The 16,243-nt window shown below is 68.3% G+C and carries 12 protein-coding genes and 1 pseudogene; 10 read left to right on the top strand and 3 right to left on the bottom strand.

Annotated elements, in window-relative coordinates; all coding sequences use genetic code 11:
• The first annotated feature begins 48 nt into the window (after nucleotides 1–48).
• From AB0873_RS26125 to AB0873_RS26095, 7 genes are all read left to right on the top strand, one after another.
• Nucleotides 49–696 (top strand): AAA family ATPase, encoded by a 648-nt coding sequence (locus tag AB0873_RS26125; protein WP_366602874.1) that lies wholly within the window; start codon nucleotides 49–51, stop codon nucleotides 694–696.
• Nucleotides 697–828: 132 nt separating this feature from the next.
• Nucleotides 829–1,161 (top strand): hypothetical protein, encoded by a 333-nt coding sequence (locus tag AB0873_RS26120; RefSeq protein WP_366602872.1) that lies wholly within the window; start codon nucleotides 829–831, stop codon nucleotides 1,159–1,161.
• A gap of 185 nt (nucleotides 1,162–1,346) precedes the next feature.
• Nucleotides 1,347–2,228: a carbon-nitrogen hydrolase family protein gene (locus AB0873_RS26115; RefSeq protein ID WP_366602871.1), complete on the top strand. Its 882-nt coding sequence runs from the start codon at nucleotides 1,347–1,349 to the stop codon at nucleotides 2,226–2,228.
• A 79-nt stretch (nucleotides 2,229–2,307) separates the two neighbouring features.
• Nucleotides 2,308–3,684, top strand: coding sequence for a helix-turn-helix transcriptional regulator (locus AB0873_RS26110; RefSeq protein ID WP_366602870.1), 1,377 nt, complete (start codon nucleotides 2,308–2,310; stop codon nucleotides 3,682–3,684).
• The gene (locus AB0873_RS26105; protein ID WP_366602869.1) at nucleotides 3,681–4,577 is read left to right on the top strand and encodes a ribokinase; all 897 of its coding nucleotides are present in this window, start codon (nucleotides 3,681–3,683) and stop codon (nucleotides 4,575–4,577) included. Before AB0873_RS26110 ends, AB0873_RS26105 begins: the two co-directional genes overlap by 4 nt.
• 77 nt (nucleotides 4,578–4,654) lie before the next feature.
• The gene (locus AB0873_RS26100; RefSeq protein WP_366602868.1) at nucleotides 4,655–5,011 is read left to right on the top strand and encodes a hypothetical protein; all 357 of its coding nucleotides are present in this window, start codon (nucleotides 4,655–4,657) and stop codon (nucleotides 5,009–5,011) included.
• A gap of 796 nt (nucleotides 5,012–5,807) precedes the next feature.
• Nucleotides 5,808–6,392, top strand: coding sequence for a hypothetical protein (locus AB0873_RS26095; protein ID WP_366602866.1), 585 nt, complete (start codon nucleotides 5,808–5,810; stop codon nucleotides 6,390–6,392).
• Nucleotides 6,393–6,541: 149 nt separating this feature from the next.
• On the opposite strand, the gene AB0873_RS26090 is transcribed toward AB0873_RS26095, so the two are convergent.
• Nucleotides 6,542–9,007, bottom strand: a complete 2,466-nt coding sequence (locus AB0873_RS26090) for a right-handed parallel beta-helix repeat-containing protein (protein WP_366602865.1) — start codon at nucleotides 9,005–9,007, stop codon at nucleotides 6,542–6,544.
• An 839-nt stretch (nucleotides 9,008–9,846) separates the two neighbouring features.
• Here AB0873_RS26090 and AB0873_RS26085 point away from each other — a divergent pair.
• Nucleotides 9,847–10,548 (top strand): transposase, encoded by a 702-nt coding sequence (locus tag AB0873_RS26085; RefSeq protein WP_366602863.1) that lies wholly within the window; start codon nucleotides 9,847–9,849, stop codon nucleotides 10,546–10,548.
• A 102-nt stretch (nucleotides 10,549–10,650) separates the two neighbouring features.
• Here the strand turns inward: AB0873_RS26085 and AB0873_RS26080 are convergent, their stop codons facing one another.
• Both AB0873_RS26080 and AB0873_RS26075 read right to left on the bottom strand, forming a co-directional pair.
• Complete coding sequence (locus AB0873_RS26080; protein WP_366602861.1) at nucleotides 10,651–14,097, bottom strand: S8 family serine peptidase; 3,447 nt, start codon at nucleotides 14,095–14,097, stop codon at nucleotides 10,651–10,653.
• Between the two features lie 588 nt (nucleotides 14,098–14,685).
• Nucleotides 14,686–14,829: a hypothetical protein gene (locus AB0873_RS26075; protein ID WP_366602860.1), complete on the bottom strand. Its 144-nt coding sequence runs from the start codon at nucleotides 14,827–14,829 to the stop codon at nucleotides 14,686–14,688.
• A gap of 56 nt (nucleotides 14,830–14,885) precedes the next feature.
• Here AB0873_RS26075 and AB0873_RS26070 point away from each other — a divergent pair.
• Together AB0873_RS26070 and AB0873_RS26065 are read left to right on the top strand one after the other, a co-directional pair.
• Nucleotides 14,886–15,496 (top strand): annotated as a pseudogene (locus tag AB0873_RS26070) (transposase family protein); the annotation flags it as partial.
• A gap of 118 nt (nucleotides 15,497–15,614) precedes the next feature.
• Nucleotides 15,615–16,243: transposase (locus AB0873_RS26065; protein ID WP_366602858.1), on the top strand; the 629-nt coding region annotated here is incomplete at its 3' end.

Here is a 16,243-nt window from a genome sequence, read left to right as displayed (position 1 = left end):
AGCTCGGAGCGTCGCCAGGAGGGGCGGGTGCGACTGCTAAAGTTCCCCATGCCAGAGGGCCAGCACCCCGACACTTCTTGCATCGGACGCAATTCCCCGGGCTCGCCTACGTTGGTGATCATCCGGGGAAACTCCGGCAGCGGAAAGACCACGGCCGCCCGCGAGGCTCGGCGTCGGTTCGGGCGCGGGCTGGCGCTGCTGGAACAGGATTACCTGCGTAGAACCCTGCTCAGGGAACACGACAGCGCCCACATCCAGCCGGTCGCCCCGGCGTTCATCGCCGCGACCGCCCGCACCGCCCTCGACCTGGGCTACCACGTCATCCTCGAAGGCATCCTGCACACCGAACGCTACGCCGCCGCCCTGCACCAACTCATCGACCGTCATCCCGGACCGGTCGCCGTGTTCTACCTTGACGTCTGTTTCGACGAAACCATTCGCCGCCACCTCAACCGGGACGAGCCCATCCCCGTAACCCCTGACGAGATGCGCCAGTGGTACACCCATCGCGACCTGCTCGACGTCCCCGGCGAGACCGTCATCGGCGAAACCAGCACCTTCGAGCAAACGGTCACCACCATCCTGCACGCCAGCGGCCTTACCGCCGTGACACCGCAGACGCCGTGCCCACGGCATTGCCGGCACTGCGCCCGCGAATCCGACCAGTCCGCTGCCGCAGCCGCAGCGGCCTGTTGACCCCATCGTGCGGACTCACGCCGTACCGCAACACGATCAGACCCGCTCACGCGGATCAGGGCCCATAACACGGAGGAGGACACAGCCCTCATGAAAGACACGGCACGGCCACCTGCGCCGACGCGGCCACGCATGACCGGGGTGAGCAGCCAGTTCGTGATCGGTGGCGTCCCGGGACGGCTCGTCACCGCCGCCGCACCCAACGGCAAGCTCACACACGTCGACCTGCGGGCCGGCAAGCACGGCTCCACCCTGGCCGGGCTGACCGACGCCCTGTCCACCGCGATCACCACCGGACTGCACGCCGGTGCGCCCGCGACCGTTTTTGTCGACGCGCTCCGCCACACCCGCTACGTCCCGGCCGGCGCCACCGGCGACCCGGACGTGCCGTACGCGACGTCGCTGGGCGACTACCTCGCTCAGCGGCTGCACCACGACCACGCCGACACGGCGCAACGGTCATGACGGTGCGGCCCGCCGGCCGAGTACCCGGCGCGATCCCCGACGACCTGATAACCGGCCAGCCCACCGCACCGCTGCCCCCGCAGCTCCTCGACCAGCTCAACCTCTGGTAAGCCAACCCTGGCCGGCCCGGGACGCGGCTACCCCGGCACCGGCGACGCCCGACCCCTGCCGGGAAGGAGGAGATCGTGACCAGTAGCGCAGAGATGGGCATCGGGATCGACCGCGTCGAGACGCTGACGATCGCCGCGGCGCAGCCACCGGTCACCTGTGACCCCACGGTCAACGGCGCCGCGATCCGCGACCTGATGCGCCGCGCCCACCGCCGCGGCGCCCGTCTGGTGCACTTTCCGGAAGGTGCGCTGTCCGGCTACGCCGGGCAGGACAAGCAGCACTTCGCCGGCTGGGACATCGACTGGACGCCGGTACGGCAGGAACTGGCCGGCATCCGGGCCCTCGCCGCCCAGCTCGGCCTCTGGGTCATCCTCGGGGGCAACCACCGCCTCAGCGACGGACACCGCCCCCACAACAGCCTCTACGTGATCTCCGAGCGTGGCGACATCGTCGACCGCTACGACAAGCGCTACCTGTCCCGCGCCGAGATCACCGACTTCTACACCCCCGGTTTCACCCCCACCACCATCGACATCGGCGGCTACCGGTTCGGTCTCGCCGTCTGCATTGAGATCAACTTTCCGGAGGTGTTCCTCGACTACCTCCACCAGGGTGTGGACTGCGTCCTGTTCTCGACCTTCTCCCGCGACCCGATCTTCGACGTAATCGCACGTGGGCACGCCGCCACCATGAACCAGTGGATCAGCGTCTCCGTCCCCGCGCAGTGCAGCACCGCGATGCCCGCGGGGATCATCGGCCCTCACGGCGCCTGGCTCACCCGATGCGCCGCCGACGGCAGCGCCGGCATGGCCTGGGTCACCCTCGACCACGACGCGCCGCCCCTGCACACCGCCCTGCACGCCGCCCGGCCATGGCGCGCAACCGCCCGTGACGGAGCTATCTACCAGCGGCGGCGCGTGGACGACCCGCGTAGCCGCGACCGCGCGGTAGGGTGACTGCCACATCGAAGACCGCCTCTGATCGGCGTTCGGCTGTTGACGCCGGCCGAGGCGCGGTGTTCCGGGAGAGACGGCGATGGCGGACCCGCACGAGGTGAGCGAGGCGTGGCGAGCGCTCGGGCAGCGGTTGGCCGATTTCCGCAAGGCGGCCGGTCACACCCAGCACTCGCTGGCGCCCACGGTGCTGACCGGTCGCAGCACAATCGCGAACACGGAGGTCGGGCGGCAACATCCGGACCGGGGCTTCTGGGAGCGCTGCGACGAAGTCCTCGACACTGATGGTGCTCTCGCCGCGGCATATGACCAGGTCGTCGCCCTCCAGCAGCAGTACCGGCGGGCCAGGGGCACGGCAGCTTTCACCGCGTCATTAACGGCAGCGAAGTCCGCTGCTCTGTTGTCGGGAGCGCACGGTGAGGCCGCTGACGAGACGGTTATCGTGACGGCTGTGGCAGACGGGCACGAGCGGCAGGTTCAGGTCAGCCGTCGCGCGCTCCTGCAGGCGGTCCCCGGCGGCATGATGGCGTCCCTGATAGGCGGAGCTCCGCCGGCTGCGGCGGCACGGGTTGTTGACCCAGCCATCGTGGAGCACTTCGCGGTTCTGCGATCGGTGCTCGTGGAGTCCGACAGCCGAGTCGGTGCCGCGGCGATCCTTCCGACGGCCCGGCAGCAGCTCGGTCATATCGCCGGCTACCGCCGAACGGCCCGGGGTGGCCTGCGTGACGCGCTTCTGCGCACCGAGGCGCAGTGGGCGGAGTTCGCCGGCTGGCTCAGCGATGACCTGGGCGACCGTGACGCTGGCGACTGGTGGCTGGCCCAGGCGTTGAGCATGGCCCAGGAGTCCGGCGACACGGAATTCACCGCCTACGTGTTCGCCCGCATGGCGCAACGGGCCACCGACGCCGCCGACCAAGACCGGGTGCTCGGACTCGCTCGCGCTGCCGAACGCGCCGGCAGCATCCGGACGCAGGTACGGGCCTTCGTAGCGGTGCAACGCGCGCAAGGCCACACCGTCGAGGGCGACAGCTCCGCGTTCCAGGCCGCCATCGACGACGCCCAGCGCCTCGCCGCCGATACCGGACCCGACGACGCTGGTCTCGGTTCCTTCTGCACCACGGCGTACGTGTGGGCGCAGGAGGGCGACGGCTGGCTTCGGCTGGGCCATCCCCGCACGGCCGTCCAGTGCTTCCGCCAGTCCCTCGACGCGTGGCCGGAATCGTACCGACGCGAGCGGGGCCGCTACCTGGCGCGCACCGCCGCCGCCCACGCCGCTGCCGGTGAACCCCAGCAGGCCGCTGCTGCCGCCCTCGCCGCGCTCGACCTCGCCTGCACCACCCAGTCGGCACGCATCCAGCGTGACGTCGCGGCCGTCGGCCGTCAGCTCTCGGCGTTCCCCACCGAGCCCGAGGTGCAGCAGCTACAAGCCGCCTTGGCCGCATCCCCGATGACGGCATGACCGGCAACGGCAATCCCGGCGACAGCATCGACGTCGCCTTCGTCGGACGCGCCAACATCGACCTGACCATCCGCGTCCCTCACCGTTCCCGACCAGGCCGCACCGCCATTGGCTCGGCCCTGTCCGCCAGTGCCGGCGGCAAGAGTCTCAACCAGGCCATCGCCACCGCCCGCCGCGGCGGGCGCGCCGCCCTGATCGCCAACGTGGGCGCCGACGCGTGGGGTCAACAGATCGCGGCAGCCCTCACCGACGCTGGCGTCGACACCCGCCACGTCCGGCGCATCCCCGACACCACCACCGGCGCGGCGATCATCGAGGTCACCCCGGACGGCGAGAGCTACATCACCCTCGCCCTCTCACCCGCCACCGAACTCACCGCACACGACATCCACCACGCCACCGCCGGCCTCGCCACCAGGGCAGTGGTCGCCCAACTCGACCTGCCGCCCGAACCCGTGACCGCGCTGCTGGGCCACCGTCGCGCGCCGGTCGTCATCGGCAACCTCGTCCCCCACCCGAACCTCGACCCCGCTGTCCTACGGCACCTCGACGTCCTCGTGGTCAACCAGCACGAAGCCGCCGCCATCCTGCACACGAGCACCGAGAACCCCCTGGATGCGGCCACCGCCCTCCAGCGTCTCGGCCCCCACATCGTCGTCGTCACCGCCGGCCCCCACGGCGCCGCCTACACCCACCCCCACGGGTCCGGAACGTACCCGGCCCCCACCGTGGCGGTCGTCGACACCACCGGCGCTGGCGACGCCTTCCTCGGCTCCCTCGCCCTCGACCTCGCCCGACACACCCCACTACCCGACGCCATCACCACCGCCGTCCACGCCGGCTCCCACACCGCCCAACACGCCGGCGCCCACATCGCACACCACACACCATGATTGAAACACTAGTTCGAGGGCAGCTAGGATGGCCGACGCCCCAGCCACCAGCACAGGCGGTGAATCCCTTGCCTATCGTGGGCACCCTCGTGGTCGAAAGCCTGGCCCTCAACACCGCGATCGACGTGCCGCTGAACCTGCGGCGTATCCACCGCATCCCGGCTTGGAACGCCGCCAGCGGCCAACCCGCGCAGTGGACACTGATCGACTTCACCTGCCCCGACGACGTCGGCGACGAACTCGCCCGACAACTCGCCGCCGCGCTGGCCCCCGGACGCTGGTACGCCGACTACGCCACCGACACCACCAGCTGGGTCGTGTTCGCCGGCCGCGTCTTCACCTACCCCCGCGGCGACGACACCGGCCGACAGGAAGCAAGCACCTACGCCCGAACCATCGGCGTTCCCGAGGCGCAAATCGACTGGCCCCGCTGAGCACACACGGGCCACGCGGAACCGATACTGTCCCGACCGACACGCTCGGGATGCCGCTCTTGCACCACGCGTTGAGCGGCCTTCACGGTTTCGGAGTGCTCCTGGCGTGCCTGACCGCCGCGGTAATCGGCGGCGGTCACATCGCGTGGGCGTCCCGCGACACCCGGGCTGCACCGCACGCGCCCGGAAGGCGCGGCGTTCCGGTCAGGGCTCGCTTTCGCCTTCGGCGGTCTCGTCGCCGGTGGCGGGTGGGGCTGACCCTCACCCCACAGCATCAACGCTGACTCTGTCAGAGCAGGGCGGCGAGCGTCACGGTGTGCTCGTCGTAGGTTTCGCGGACACCGGCGGCGGTGCCGCCCAAGCGGTGCCGCTCCCAGCCGAATCGCGCTGAAGCGCCAGGGTGCGTTGATCAGGGCTCGCCGCGAGCCGGTCGTCGAGGTGTCCGGGTGCCGCAGCCGTCCCAGAACGCGTCGCCGGCACCCCGCTCGTTGTCGTTGCGGCAAGCCGTCCAGATCGGAGTCGGCCAGCACGGGCGGTCCGCACCAGCCAGGTCCGGGGTTGAGGAAGATCCGTGCGGAAACTAACGCTAACGACGATCTCGCACGTGACCGCCGCACCAGCCAGCGGCCAGACGATCACCTGGGAGCCGGTCGCGACCATCCCGCTAGGCGCTGCCTAACGGCCCCGCGCTGGCCCGCTGGTAGTCCCGGGAGCGAGCCGGACGCGGTGCACCGGGACAATCGGTGGCATGGCTGGTCGCAAGAAGGCCGTACCGTTGCGGTGGTGGTCGGTTCGGGTGGAGCTGTTCGGCGGCGGGATGGCCGGCGATCTGTGGCCCCGGCCGGGCCGGGTGTTCGCGGTGTCGCCGCAGCACACGTTTCACACCTTCGCCGAGGCCATCGATGACGCGTTCGCCCGCTGGGACCGCAGCCACCTGCACATCTTCGAGTTGTGGGAGCTCGGCAAGACGGTCACCGAGATGCGGTTCTGGGATGATCCAGCCCCGGAGAAGGACGTCGACGCCGACACGGTGACGATCGGCGAGCTGCTCAAGCCGGGCGATCAGTTCGGCTACATCTTCGATCTGGGCGACCGCTGGAAGCACCAGTGCGTCATCGCCGACCAGGACATCGATCCGGTCGAGACGCTGGGCATCCTTCCCGCCAAGCCGTTGCCCTACTGGGGGTGGGGCACGATCCCCGACCCGTACGGGCGATTGTTCGACGGCGATGACGGCGAGTCGCCATTCCCGGACCCGCCAAAGCGGTGGCCGTGGGACGGCAACGCTCCCGACGCTGAGATCATCACCGAGCATTCCCCTGGCCAGTGGACACGGACCTACGCTCTGACCCGCGATCTCACTGACGACGATCCCGAGTGAGCAGCTGGTCGTACGCCTCCACGGAGGGCAGTGCCCGCTGATCCGGCGGCAGCGCGGCGGCTGCGTACCGAGGCGGGCCTTGGCCTGCTCGGGGGGAGCAGTTCGGAGGTGACGCTTGCGCGCTCCGCGACTCCTGCCGGGCACTGGGCTCAGTTGCCCGCGGGCGGGATGTCCTCCGGTAGCAGCAGCCGGAGCTGCTCCGATGTCGGCGCCGGTATGTCGCCGAGCCGCTCAGCTTGCCGTTCGATCATGGCGCCGAACAGCTTCCGTGCGCCGCGGCCGTTGCCGAAGTCGGGGTCGCGGACGGCCTTGGCGAGCCGGTCCAGCAGGGCGTCGGTGGTCGGCTTCGTGAGGTCGTACCCGTGCTGGCCGGCTAGCCCGGAGACGATGGCGAGCAGTTCATCGGGGGTGTAGTCGACGAACTCGATGGTCTTGGTGAACCTCGAAGCGAGGCCGGGGTTGGTGGCCAGAAACTGCTCCATCTCGGCGGGGTACCCGGCGACAATCACCACTACCTGGTCCCGATGGTCCTCGATCAGCTTGACCAGGGTGTCGATTGCCTCCAAGCCGAGGTCTGAGGTGGCACCGAACTGGCGGGCGAGCGTGTAAGCCTCGTCCACGAAGAGCACGCCGCCGAGCGCCCGCTCGAACACCGCAGCGGTTTTCAGCGCGGTGCTGCCCAGGTATTCGCCCACCAGGTCGACCCGGGCTACCTCGACGACCTGCCCTTTTGACAGTATGCCGAGGTGGGCGAGCAGCCGCCCGTAGATGCGCGCGACGGTCGTCTTGCCGGTGCCCGGCGGCCCGGTGAAGACGAGATGCCGGCTGAATGGCAGCACCGGCAGGTTGGCCCGCCGCCGCTGCTCACTCACCCGGATCAGGTGAACCAGGGTTCGCACCTCGCGCTTGACCGCTGCCAGGCCGATCATGGCGTCCAGTTCCGCCAACACGGCGTCGACGCTGGTGGCGTCGGCATCGACGTCGGTGCGATCCGGATCGCCGTCGCGGCCGGTGCCGTCGGCGCTGGCCTCGGAGCCAGCCGAGGTCGGCTCGTCCCGGTTGTCGGTCGGTTGTGGGGCGAGCACCGACACGAGCGGGCGGTCGGCGCCCCGCACCGGCTCGCCGGTGACGTTGACGAACTCGCACCGGTCGACCAGTACCGGGGCGTCGGTTTCCACCTGCACGCCGTCCCCGCCGCAGTCGCGCACCGTGCTCGCCCGCATGTCCAGCCGGGACTGCTCCCGCAGCACCACCCCCGGCCCGGCCATGCCGGTGACCGTGCAGCGGTCGAGGCGCAGGCCGGCCTGGCCTGCCCCGACGACGCCGACAGTGCCGCCGGAGACCGTGGAGTCGGTGAGGCTGATCGAGATCCTCTCGGCCCCGACCAATCCCGCTGGCGCATCCTCCACCCGCACCATCGTGCCGGTAAGCCGGCCAGGACCCTCAGCGCCAATTCCGCTCTGCGAGGCGCCCCGAACGGTGGCGCCCTCGATCCGGACGTCCGCGTCGAGGGCACCGTCGAGCACGATTCCGCCCTCGCCGCCCGTGACCGTCAAATCGGTAAGGGTCGGGCCGCCGCCCTGCACCCTCACGCCGTACCGGCCTGAGTCCTCGATCTGAAGGTTGGTGTACCGGCCGGCGGCGGCCTGGATCAGCAGTGCGTCCTCCCGCGCGCCCCGCAGCACGCCGCCACTAACCTGCGGTGCCGCCCCGTCGACGGCCGCGACTGCAGGCAGCCGGCTGGCGGTCACGGTGCAATCGGAGAACGTGCCGCGCGAGCCGCTGAGGTAGATCCCGTTGCGGCCCACCCGCTCAATCAGGCAGCGGCGGATGTCTGGCTCGGCCCCGCCGGAAACTTCAACGCCGCAACCCTCCAGGTCCGTCAGCTCACAATCCTCGACCAGCCCACCGGCCGACCCGCTGAACGCCAACCCGCTGCCCCGGCCGTCGGAGATCCGGCACCGGCGTACCGTCGGGCGGGAACGGGCGCTCGCCACCACGGCTGCCTGCCGCACACCGGTGAACTGGCAGTCCTCCACCGTGCCACGACCGCCCTCGAACGCCTCGAAGCCCTGGCCGACGTCCTTGACGTGGCAGTGCCGCATGGCCGGCTGGCTGTCTCGTTTGGACAGCACGGCGTACTCGTCGAAGTCCCACAGCCGACAGTGCTCCATGACTCCACTGGAGTCGATGTAGGCCACACCGCGGCGCATCCCGTTGACGTGGCAGCTGCGCAAGTGCGCCGCACCCCGCTCACTGATCACGGCGTTGGCCGCCTGCCCGGTGACGGTGCACGACTCCAAGGTCACGGTTCCGCCGACCGTCGAGACGGTCGCCGGCGCGTCGGAACTCCACGTCCGCAACACCAGACCCTGCAGCGCGACCTCGGCACCCTCGCAGTAGACCGCAGGTGCGGCGTCGCGGCTCTCCACCAACACCCCACCCGGTACGGCCGCCCGGATAGTGACCGCCTTCGCCCGCACCGCGACCTGCCCGTCGTAACGGCCCGGCTCCACCACGATCAGCGCACCGTGGGGGGCAGCCGCCACCGCCAGCCCGATCCCTCGGTACGCGTTCGGCCGCGTCAGCGACACGACCAGCGTCGGCATCCCCATTGGCCACGCCTCCCCCGCGATCAAGCCGCCGCCGGCTAGGGCGACAGACCACGCCGGAAGAATAGATCCCGTACGCCATCGCCGGCCGGTCACTGAGCGGGCAGCCCACACCGCGCGCAGGTAGTGGACGTGGGGAACTCGCCGAAAACCAGCATGCAGCCCTCCCATCTGTCGAATGTAGGCGACTGCGGGCCGGGCTCCTCCGCCCCGACGTGCTTCAAGGTCGCCTTGCCGAAGGCTCTTGATCGCTTGGGTGTGATGCTCGGCGACGTCGACAACCTGCTTGAGTACCATCCCGCAGCGCAGGCGCCCGTCAGGGGACGTCCCCCAGGCGACCTGAAACCACTTTTGCGCTCCTGCGTGGTACTCACCTACGCCGACACGAGCGGCTGGGTGGAGTGTCCGCCTACCTGGACGACGGCTGCTTGATCAACGAGTGAACGGCCCCGACGGGCATAGACCTGGACAGGTAGTCCCGACAGGTTGGTGGCAGGCGGATCCAGACCCGGCGCAAAATGCGGCCTGAGGGCCGCAGGCGCAGCAGCAGACGCCCAATCCTGGCAAGGATAGGCTGCGGGAGACCGGCTGTCGGGAAATCCGCGCGCCTCCTCGCCAGGAACTCGGGTAGCCTTGTGGCGCGGCGGGCCGCTAGCTCAATAGGTAGAGCTGCTGACTTTTAATCCTCACCCGGCGACTTTGTCGCGGCTACTGAACGTAAGGTGATTCCGTCCGGAACTCTGCCGGAAATCCAGGTGGATACCGCGCGGTATCAGCAGGTCAGGGCGGTTGTTGCTGATTGTGGTCGGTTGATCGGCGGCCGCTCGCGACAGAAATCCAGCATGTTGGAGTGGAATCCGGCTTGGATCGCCGGCATCCGAGCACCCACGGAGCACCCACACGATCCGCCGGCCGCCGTACTGGAAGCACTATACGGTCAACTGCGTTCGACGTTGGGCGTGATCGGCGCCGCACCTGGCAGCTGCACCGGCTACCTGCACCAACGCTGGAACGACGGCGAACGCAACGCCACCCAACTGTTCCGCGAGATCCAGCAACAGGGCTACCCCGGCGGGGAACTCGCCGTTCAGCGCTACCTGCGCCGCTTCCGGACCGGCCGCGGTCACGCCCCGCACCCCGGTCCGAAACCACCCACCGTCCGCCAGGTCACCTCATGGATCATGACCCACCCCGACCACCTCGATCCCCGCGACGCCGCCAAACTGCGCGACCTGCGCAACCGCGACCGTGACCTCGACCGGCTGGTCAAACACGTCCGCGCGTTCGCGGTGATGATGACCGGCCGCCACGGCGACCGCCTCGACGAGTGGACCGCCGCCGTCGAACAGGACACCCTCGCGCCGCTGGCCCGGATCTCCCGCAACCTTCGCCGCGACCTCGACGCCGTCCGCAACGGCCTGACCCTGCCGCACAGCTCCGGCGCCGTCGAAGGCACCATCAACCGCCTCAAGATGATCAAACGACAGATGTTCGGCCGCGCCGGCCTCGACCTACTCCGCAAACGCGTCCTACTCACGCACTGACTTCACAAGATCGGCGACAGATCCCCCAAACTGCCCCTACCAGCAGAAACGCAAGGTCGCCCGCCGCAGCGGCGGGCGACCTTGTGGCGGCGGCTGCTGGGGCTAACGGACTTGGATTGCTTGGATTATGGTCTCCTCGTGGCGAACGTCACCTGGAGAAGTCGTCGCCTGGATCCGGAAGGACAGGATCTGGCCGGTTGTAAATTTCGGTAGCTCGAAGGTTGCGCCTTCCTCGAAGGAGTGGTGGCGCTTCAGCGTTTGCCAGGTGACTCCTTTGTCGGGTGAGACGGAGATAGCCAGGCTGTGGAGTTGGATCGAGGCGGTTCCGGCCTGCGGCATGACCCGTAGGGTGATCTTGCGGTCGGTGAGCCTGCCGGTGCTATCGCAGTCCAGGTTGAAATCGACGACTGGCAGGGGCAGCACCTGGCTGTTTCCGGCCGGCTTCTCCGAGGTGAAATCCCAAGTGGCGGTCCGGCGGGTGTTCAGCGGGGCGCCCGCCTTGGTGTCCTGTTCGGTGACCAGCCGGTATCTGGCCCGGTCGGTCGTGACTGGGAATCGGAAGTCGCTACGTGTGGCCGCCTGGCCAACCAGCGTGTTGTCGCGATACAGCGAGATTAGATGGGTTGGTTGGGGTAGGCCCCCCAGGGCTGTGATGTGGCCGCGGGCGCCGTCGGCGTCGGTCACGTCCGTCACTGCACCGGTCAGCGTCGTCGCGGTCCGGCTCACCGGCACGTTCTCTAGGCCGCCGAGACCTGGGCGTAGGGGGGCGCGGAGCCAGTGCAGGGTATCGCGTTCGCCGGGTCTGTAGACGCGCTTATCACGCGTCCAGGTGTGAATGCCTTGCGGCCCACCAGGTGTCGACTGCGGGGGGTATATCCAGGACAGCGAGGGGGCCGCCTCGACGCCGGCCGTGAAGTACTCGACCCGGTCCCGGCTTCCGACTAGGGCATATGTGTCTCCAAAGGCGTCGGCGAAGTTGATATTCGATCTCAGGCTGCCGGCGGGGTGATGGTAATGGGTGTCAAGCCGCGCCAATTGGTTGATTTCCTGACGCGAATATCGCTTATCAGCTGGCTGGGGCATACCGCCAGTCGCCCGCCTGTGCAGGCGATAGTTCACTGGCGAGTCCGGAATTATGGTGACCCAGCCGTAGTCGCCAGTCGCCTGGTGAAGCATCGCGGCGTCGCCGCCGTCGACGATTACTGCGGGCATGTTCGCGGTGAACAGCAGGTCTGATTGGAAGATGCCGGGTCGGTCGTTGGTGATCGCCAGCAGCACCGCTCCTGCGGTCTTGGCTCGCGCGGCCACCTGGGGTAGCGGCTGGCCGCGCCGGACCACGACGATCTTGCCGTGAACGTCCTTGTCCGCGAAGTCGGACTCGGTTCCTGCGGCCAGGTCAACGACTGGGAAGCGTCCGCCACGGTTGGGGAGCGGTGTTTTTCGGTCCAATGCGACCTTCACGCGACGGCCGCCGACCTCAAGGGTGATTCGTGGTTTGATCAGCAGGTCAGTGGTCGCCGCCTCAAAGCGGCCAACCGTCGTTGGAACCTGCGGGGAGAAGAACGTCGGCATGCTGCCGGGAAAGTTGGTCCAAGTATGCAGCCTGAAAGCGTTGTTGTTATTGTCCCAACGGAAGGTGTCGACCGCTCGTTCGGCCACCTCGGTGGGCGTACCCTCCAGCGTGGTCGACCACCCAACGCCGGTGCGCGCATCGAGGTCCACGGTCGTGTCGCCGTCCACGAGGATTTCCGGCTGTTGTATGACGGACACGGCGTCGTTCTCGCGGTCCTGGGCGACGCCGGCATTGTCGAACCTGAACGTGTAGTCTTGGATGTGGGCTTCGGCGTGGAATCGTTGCCGTGGTACCCGCAGGCGCAGGACACCAGTGTCGTCGAACGGTCGAAGCAGCGCAGAGAATGGGGTCGCGCCGTTGATGTTGATGACCGACACGCGGGAGCTGCGGTCGACGGGTTGTCCGGCCCTGTTGGTGCCACGCACTGTGAGCTGGTACATCTCCTGTTCGTCCGTGAACCCCACCGGGGTTTGAAGCTTCCGGTCTGTGCCGGCCACGGCCGCTGTCAGGTAGCCGGTGTGCTGGCCGGACTGAGTGTGCCGAGCGTCGACATTCAGGGTGACCTCGGCGCGCCCATGAGCAGGAACGGTCGCCGATTCCACCGACAGCCACGCCTGACTGTCGGGAACGGCGGTGCCGTCCGGGCCGTAAAGGTCGAGCGAGAAGTTCAGCACCACGGGCTCTGCTGCCTCGTTGCGCCAACCCACCGCCTTCTGAATGACCCCGGTCTGCGGAAAGGTCAGCAGGCCCAGGTCAACGTCTTCATCCTCAGGCACCACCGTGGCATCGATGGCTTCGGCAATGTCAATGCGGCCCGCGCCCTGATCAAAGACACCGACCTCACTGCGCGGATCGGCGGTGCCCGCCAAAGCCGCTTTAAGCAGCTCAGGTGTCCAGTCCGCGTGGCGCTGCACCAGCAACGCGGCAGCACCGGCGACGTGCGGGGCGGCCATTGAAGTCCCGGACGCTGAGGTGTATCTGTCATCCACCGGAGTACCCATGCTGGTACCGGCCGCACGTGCCGCGATGATCGAGACCCCGGGCGCTGCGATGTCCGGCTTCAACGCCCCGTCCAGGCGCGGACCCCGGGAGGAGAACGGCGCCACCGTGTCGGCGCCATCCACCGCAGCGACGGTGAGGGCCGCCTCGGCGGTACCCGGCGAACCCACCGTCTTCGGACCATTAGCTCCCGAGTTGCCGGCGGAGATCACGAACAGGGTTCCCCGTTTGGTGAGTTCGTTCACCGCACGAGAAAGTGGGTCGCTGCCGTCGGTCGGTGCCGCACCGAGGCTCATGTTGACCACATCAGCGCCTTGCGCGACCGCCCACTCCATACCGGCCATGATGTTGGAAATTGGCCCGGATCCAGTGTCGCCGAGCACCTTTCCCACGATCAGAGTCGCGTCAGGGGCGATCCCCCGCCGCTGACCGCCGCTGGCAGCGCCGCTGCCCGCAGCGACGGCCGCCACGTGAGTACCGTGGCCATGCCCGTCGATCGGGCTGCCCTTGCCGCTGAAGTCCGCCGCGGTGGAGACCCGCCCGACCAGATCCGGATGGGCGGGGTCATAACCGGTGTCCAGCACAGCGATCTTCACACCGGAGCCGGTATAGCCGGCGCTCCATGCTTGCGGCGCACCGATCTGTACAATGTTGCGGTCGAGCGTGACCGTCGCTTTGCGATCCAGCCAGACGTGCGAGACCCCGGCCATACCAGCACCAATGGCGCTCGGCTTCGCCCCCGACCCCGCAAGATCCTTTAGCTGGGTGCCGAGGCGCCTTGCCTGCTTCTTGTGCACGGCCGCCGCCACCATGCCGGATCTCGGCAACACGTGGGTGACCTTGATCGCGCCCGCCGTGGATGCGACGAGCCGCTTGCCGTTCTCGGCGCCCTCTTGTGCCATCAGCAACGGCAGAGCTTCAGACCGGGCATCGTCCAAACCCTCGTTAATCAACGCCCGTACGTCGAACAGGTCCAATTCCAGCACCGTGTGAAGCAGGGGAAGGACGGAATCGGGGACCACATATAGGTGTCCACCGCGTTCTGTCATGGTGAACCGTTCGGTGTCCGGGGGCGTCGCTGAGAACCGACCGGCCGCATCGCGGCGGACCACCACCGTGTGGCCGGTGATCAGGGTTACCGACCATATGCCACCGGCGACGCCCGCCGGCCGCGCCGGAGGCGACTCAGCCGAAGCAGCGACCGGTACAGGACTACCGGCGGCTAGGACCACCGCGGCCGCCGCGGCCGTCAATACCCGGGCCACAGAGCGGGCGGAGCCGCCCCCCGGGCAGGAGGGTGAGGGACTTCTTTGGATCACTGTTAATACCTCACATTACTGGCTCTTGTGGAGCCTTCGAGCGAAAGCCCTACGGATAAGGGCTCGAACAACAGAGGGAAGCGACCGCGGATCGGCGAGATGCGCGAGTAGACAATCGCCATAGCTGCGTGCGCAGCATGGCGACCCGCCCCAGACCTTGTCAAGATCTTGACGAAGTCCCGCGACCAGCGTATTTACGATCTCGTGGGCAATTGCCAGAGTGTGGGATGCCTTGATGTGGATCGGCTACCGGGTGATCACGCGGTCGCATAGCAAGCCCGCGACCGCGTCGATGGTCTCGGGCAGGATCTCGCAGCGGCCGGCGAAGCGTTGCAGATGGCGCCACCACTTCAGCTCCGCAATGGCGTGCTCAACCGGGATGCGGAGCAATTGTCAATACCTGTGGGTCGAGATCGTTTAGCGGCTGAGGGTCGGGTGGCCGGAGGTTGCTGGTGGCGGCCTACTGGCGTACGAACTTGACGATGCGGCAGATCGGGCCGCTGTTCGGGGTGTCGCACTCCGCGGCGCACCGGGTCATCGACACCCTTGCGCCGCTGCTGGCCCTGGCGCCGGTGCGTAAGCGGCCGGTCGAGCAGATCGCCATCGTCGATGGCCCTCTGATCCCCACCCGGGACCACCGCCTGGCCGCCCGGAGCAAGACCGCTACTCCACCAACCTGCAGATCGCCATCGACGCCAGCACCCGCCTGGTCATCGCCGTCGGCGACCCGCAGCCCGGCAACCGCAACGACACGACCGTCTACCGCACCTTGGGCATCGCCGAGAAGTTGGACGGGCGGCCGGTGATGGCCGACGGCGGCTACCGGGGCAACCCCGAAGTGATCATGCCGTACCGCAAGCCGTCTGACGGCAGCGACCTGCCGGATTGGAAGGAAGCCCTCAACGTCCAGCACCGAACCGTCCGAGCAGGGGTCGAACACACCCTGGCCAGGCTCAAGTGCTGGAAAATTCTGCGTGACTACCGCCGCGCCGCCCACACATTGACCGATGCCGCTTCCGGCATCGCCAACCTGCACAACATCGCCCTCACGAGCTGAGCACCAACCCGGTGCCGGGCAACGCCTTCAGCGAGTTACGAGACAGCCCTTAGTAGTGCTTTGTTAGGTCGGCGTGTCGCTGAGTCGTTGGAGTGGTTCCGGGTAGTTCGATGTTGCGGTGACCCCTGACGAGCTTTTCGTTGTGCGGCAACGGCTTGAGGCGTTCGCCGCGGATGTGTTCACCCCGTTGGTGCGGTCGGATCAGCGGGCGAAGGGTGGCACGTATCTGCGAGGGCTGCTGCTGGACGGGCGACGCAAGTCGATGCAACCGATGGCGGATCGGCTCGGGGTGGATCATCAGGGGTTGCAGCAGTTCGTGACGACCTCGACGTGGGACACCACGGCGGTGCGGATGCGGTTGGCCGTGCGGGCGGTCGACGTGGTCGGGCCGGTGGCGTGGGTTGTCGATGACACCGGTTTCCCGAAAGACGGCAAGGGCTCACCCGGCGTGGCGCGGCAGTACTCGGGGACGTTGGGCAAGGTGGCGAACTGTCAGATCGGGGTGAGCGTCCACGCGGTCACCGACACCGCGTCGTGCCCGCTGGATTGGCGGTTGTTCCTCCCGACGTCCTGGGACGACCATGCCGTTGACGAGGCTGACCGTCCTGAGGTGGTCGCACGCCGGATCCGCTGCGGGATACCGGAGGATGAGGGTCACTGGTGCACCCTCCTTAGCGCGGCACCGGCAAGGTGTTCGTGGTTGGATGCCGGTGAGGGCCGGGGTGACGGCCTGGTGATGGTGGCCTC

The organism is Micromonospora sp. NPDC047707, from assembly GCF_040704235.1.
GTDB lineage: Bacteria > Actinomycetota > Actinomycetes > Mycobacteriales > Micromonosporaceae > Micromonospora.
This window is presented reverse-complemented; position numbering and strand designations above follow the sequence as displayed.

Excerpts from the sequence above, each read along its gene's own strand:
- AB0873_RS26125 (WP_366602874.1), top strand. The coding sequence starts at position 49 with ATGCCAGAGGGCCAGCACCCCGACACTTCTTGCATCGGACGCAATTCC.
- AB0873_RS26120 (WP_366602872.1), top strand. The coding sequence starts at position 829 with ATGACCGGGGTGAGCAGCCAGTTCGTGATCGGTGGCGTCCCGGGACGG.
- AB0873_RS26110 (WP_366602870.1), top strand. The coding sequence starts at position 2,308 with ATGGCGGACCCGCACGAGGTGAGCGAGGCGTGGCGAGCGCTCGGGCAG.
- AB0873_RS26105 (WP_366602869.1), top strand. The coding sequence starts at position 3,681 with ATGACCGGCAACGGCAATCCCGGCGACAGCATCGACGTCGCCTTCGTC.
- AB0873_RS26090 (WP_366602865.1), bottom strand. The coding sequence starts at position 9,007 with ATGGGGATGCCGACGCTGGTCGTGTCGCTGACGCGGCCGAACGCGTAC.
- AB0873_RS26085 (WP_366602863.1), top strand. The coding sequence starts at position 9,847 with ATGTTGGAGTGGAATCCGGCTTGGATCGCCGGCATCCGAGCACCCACG.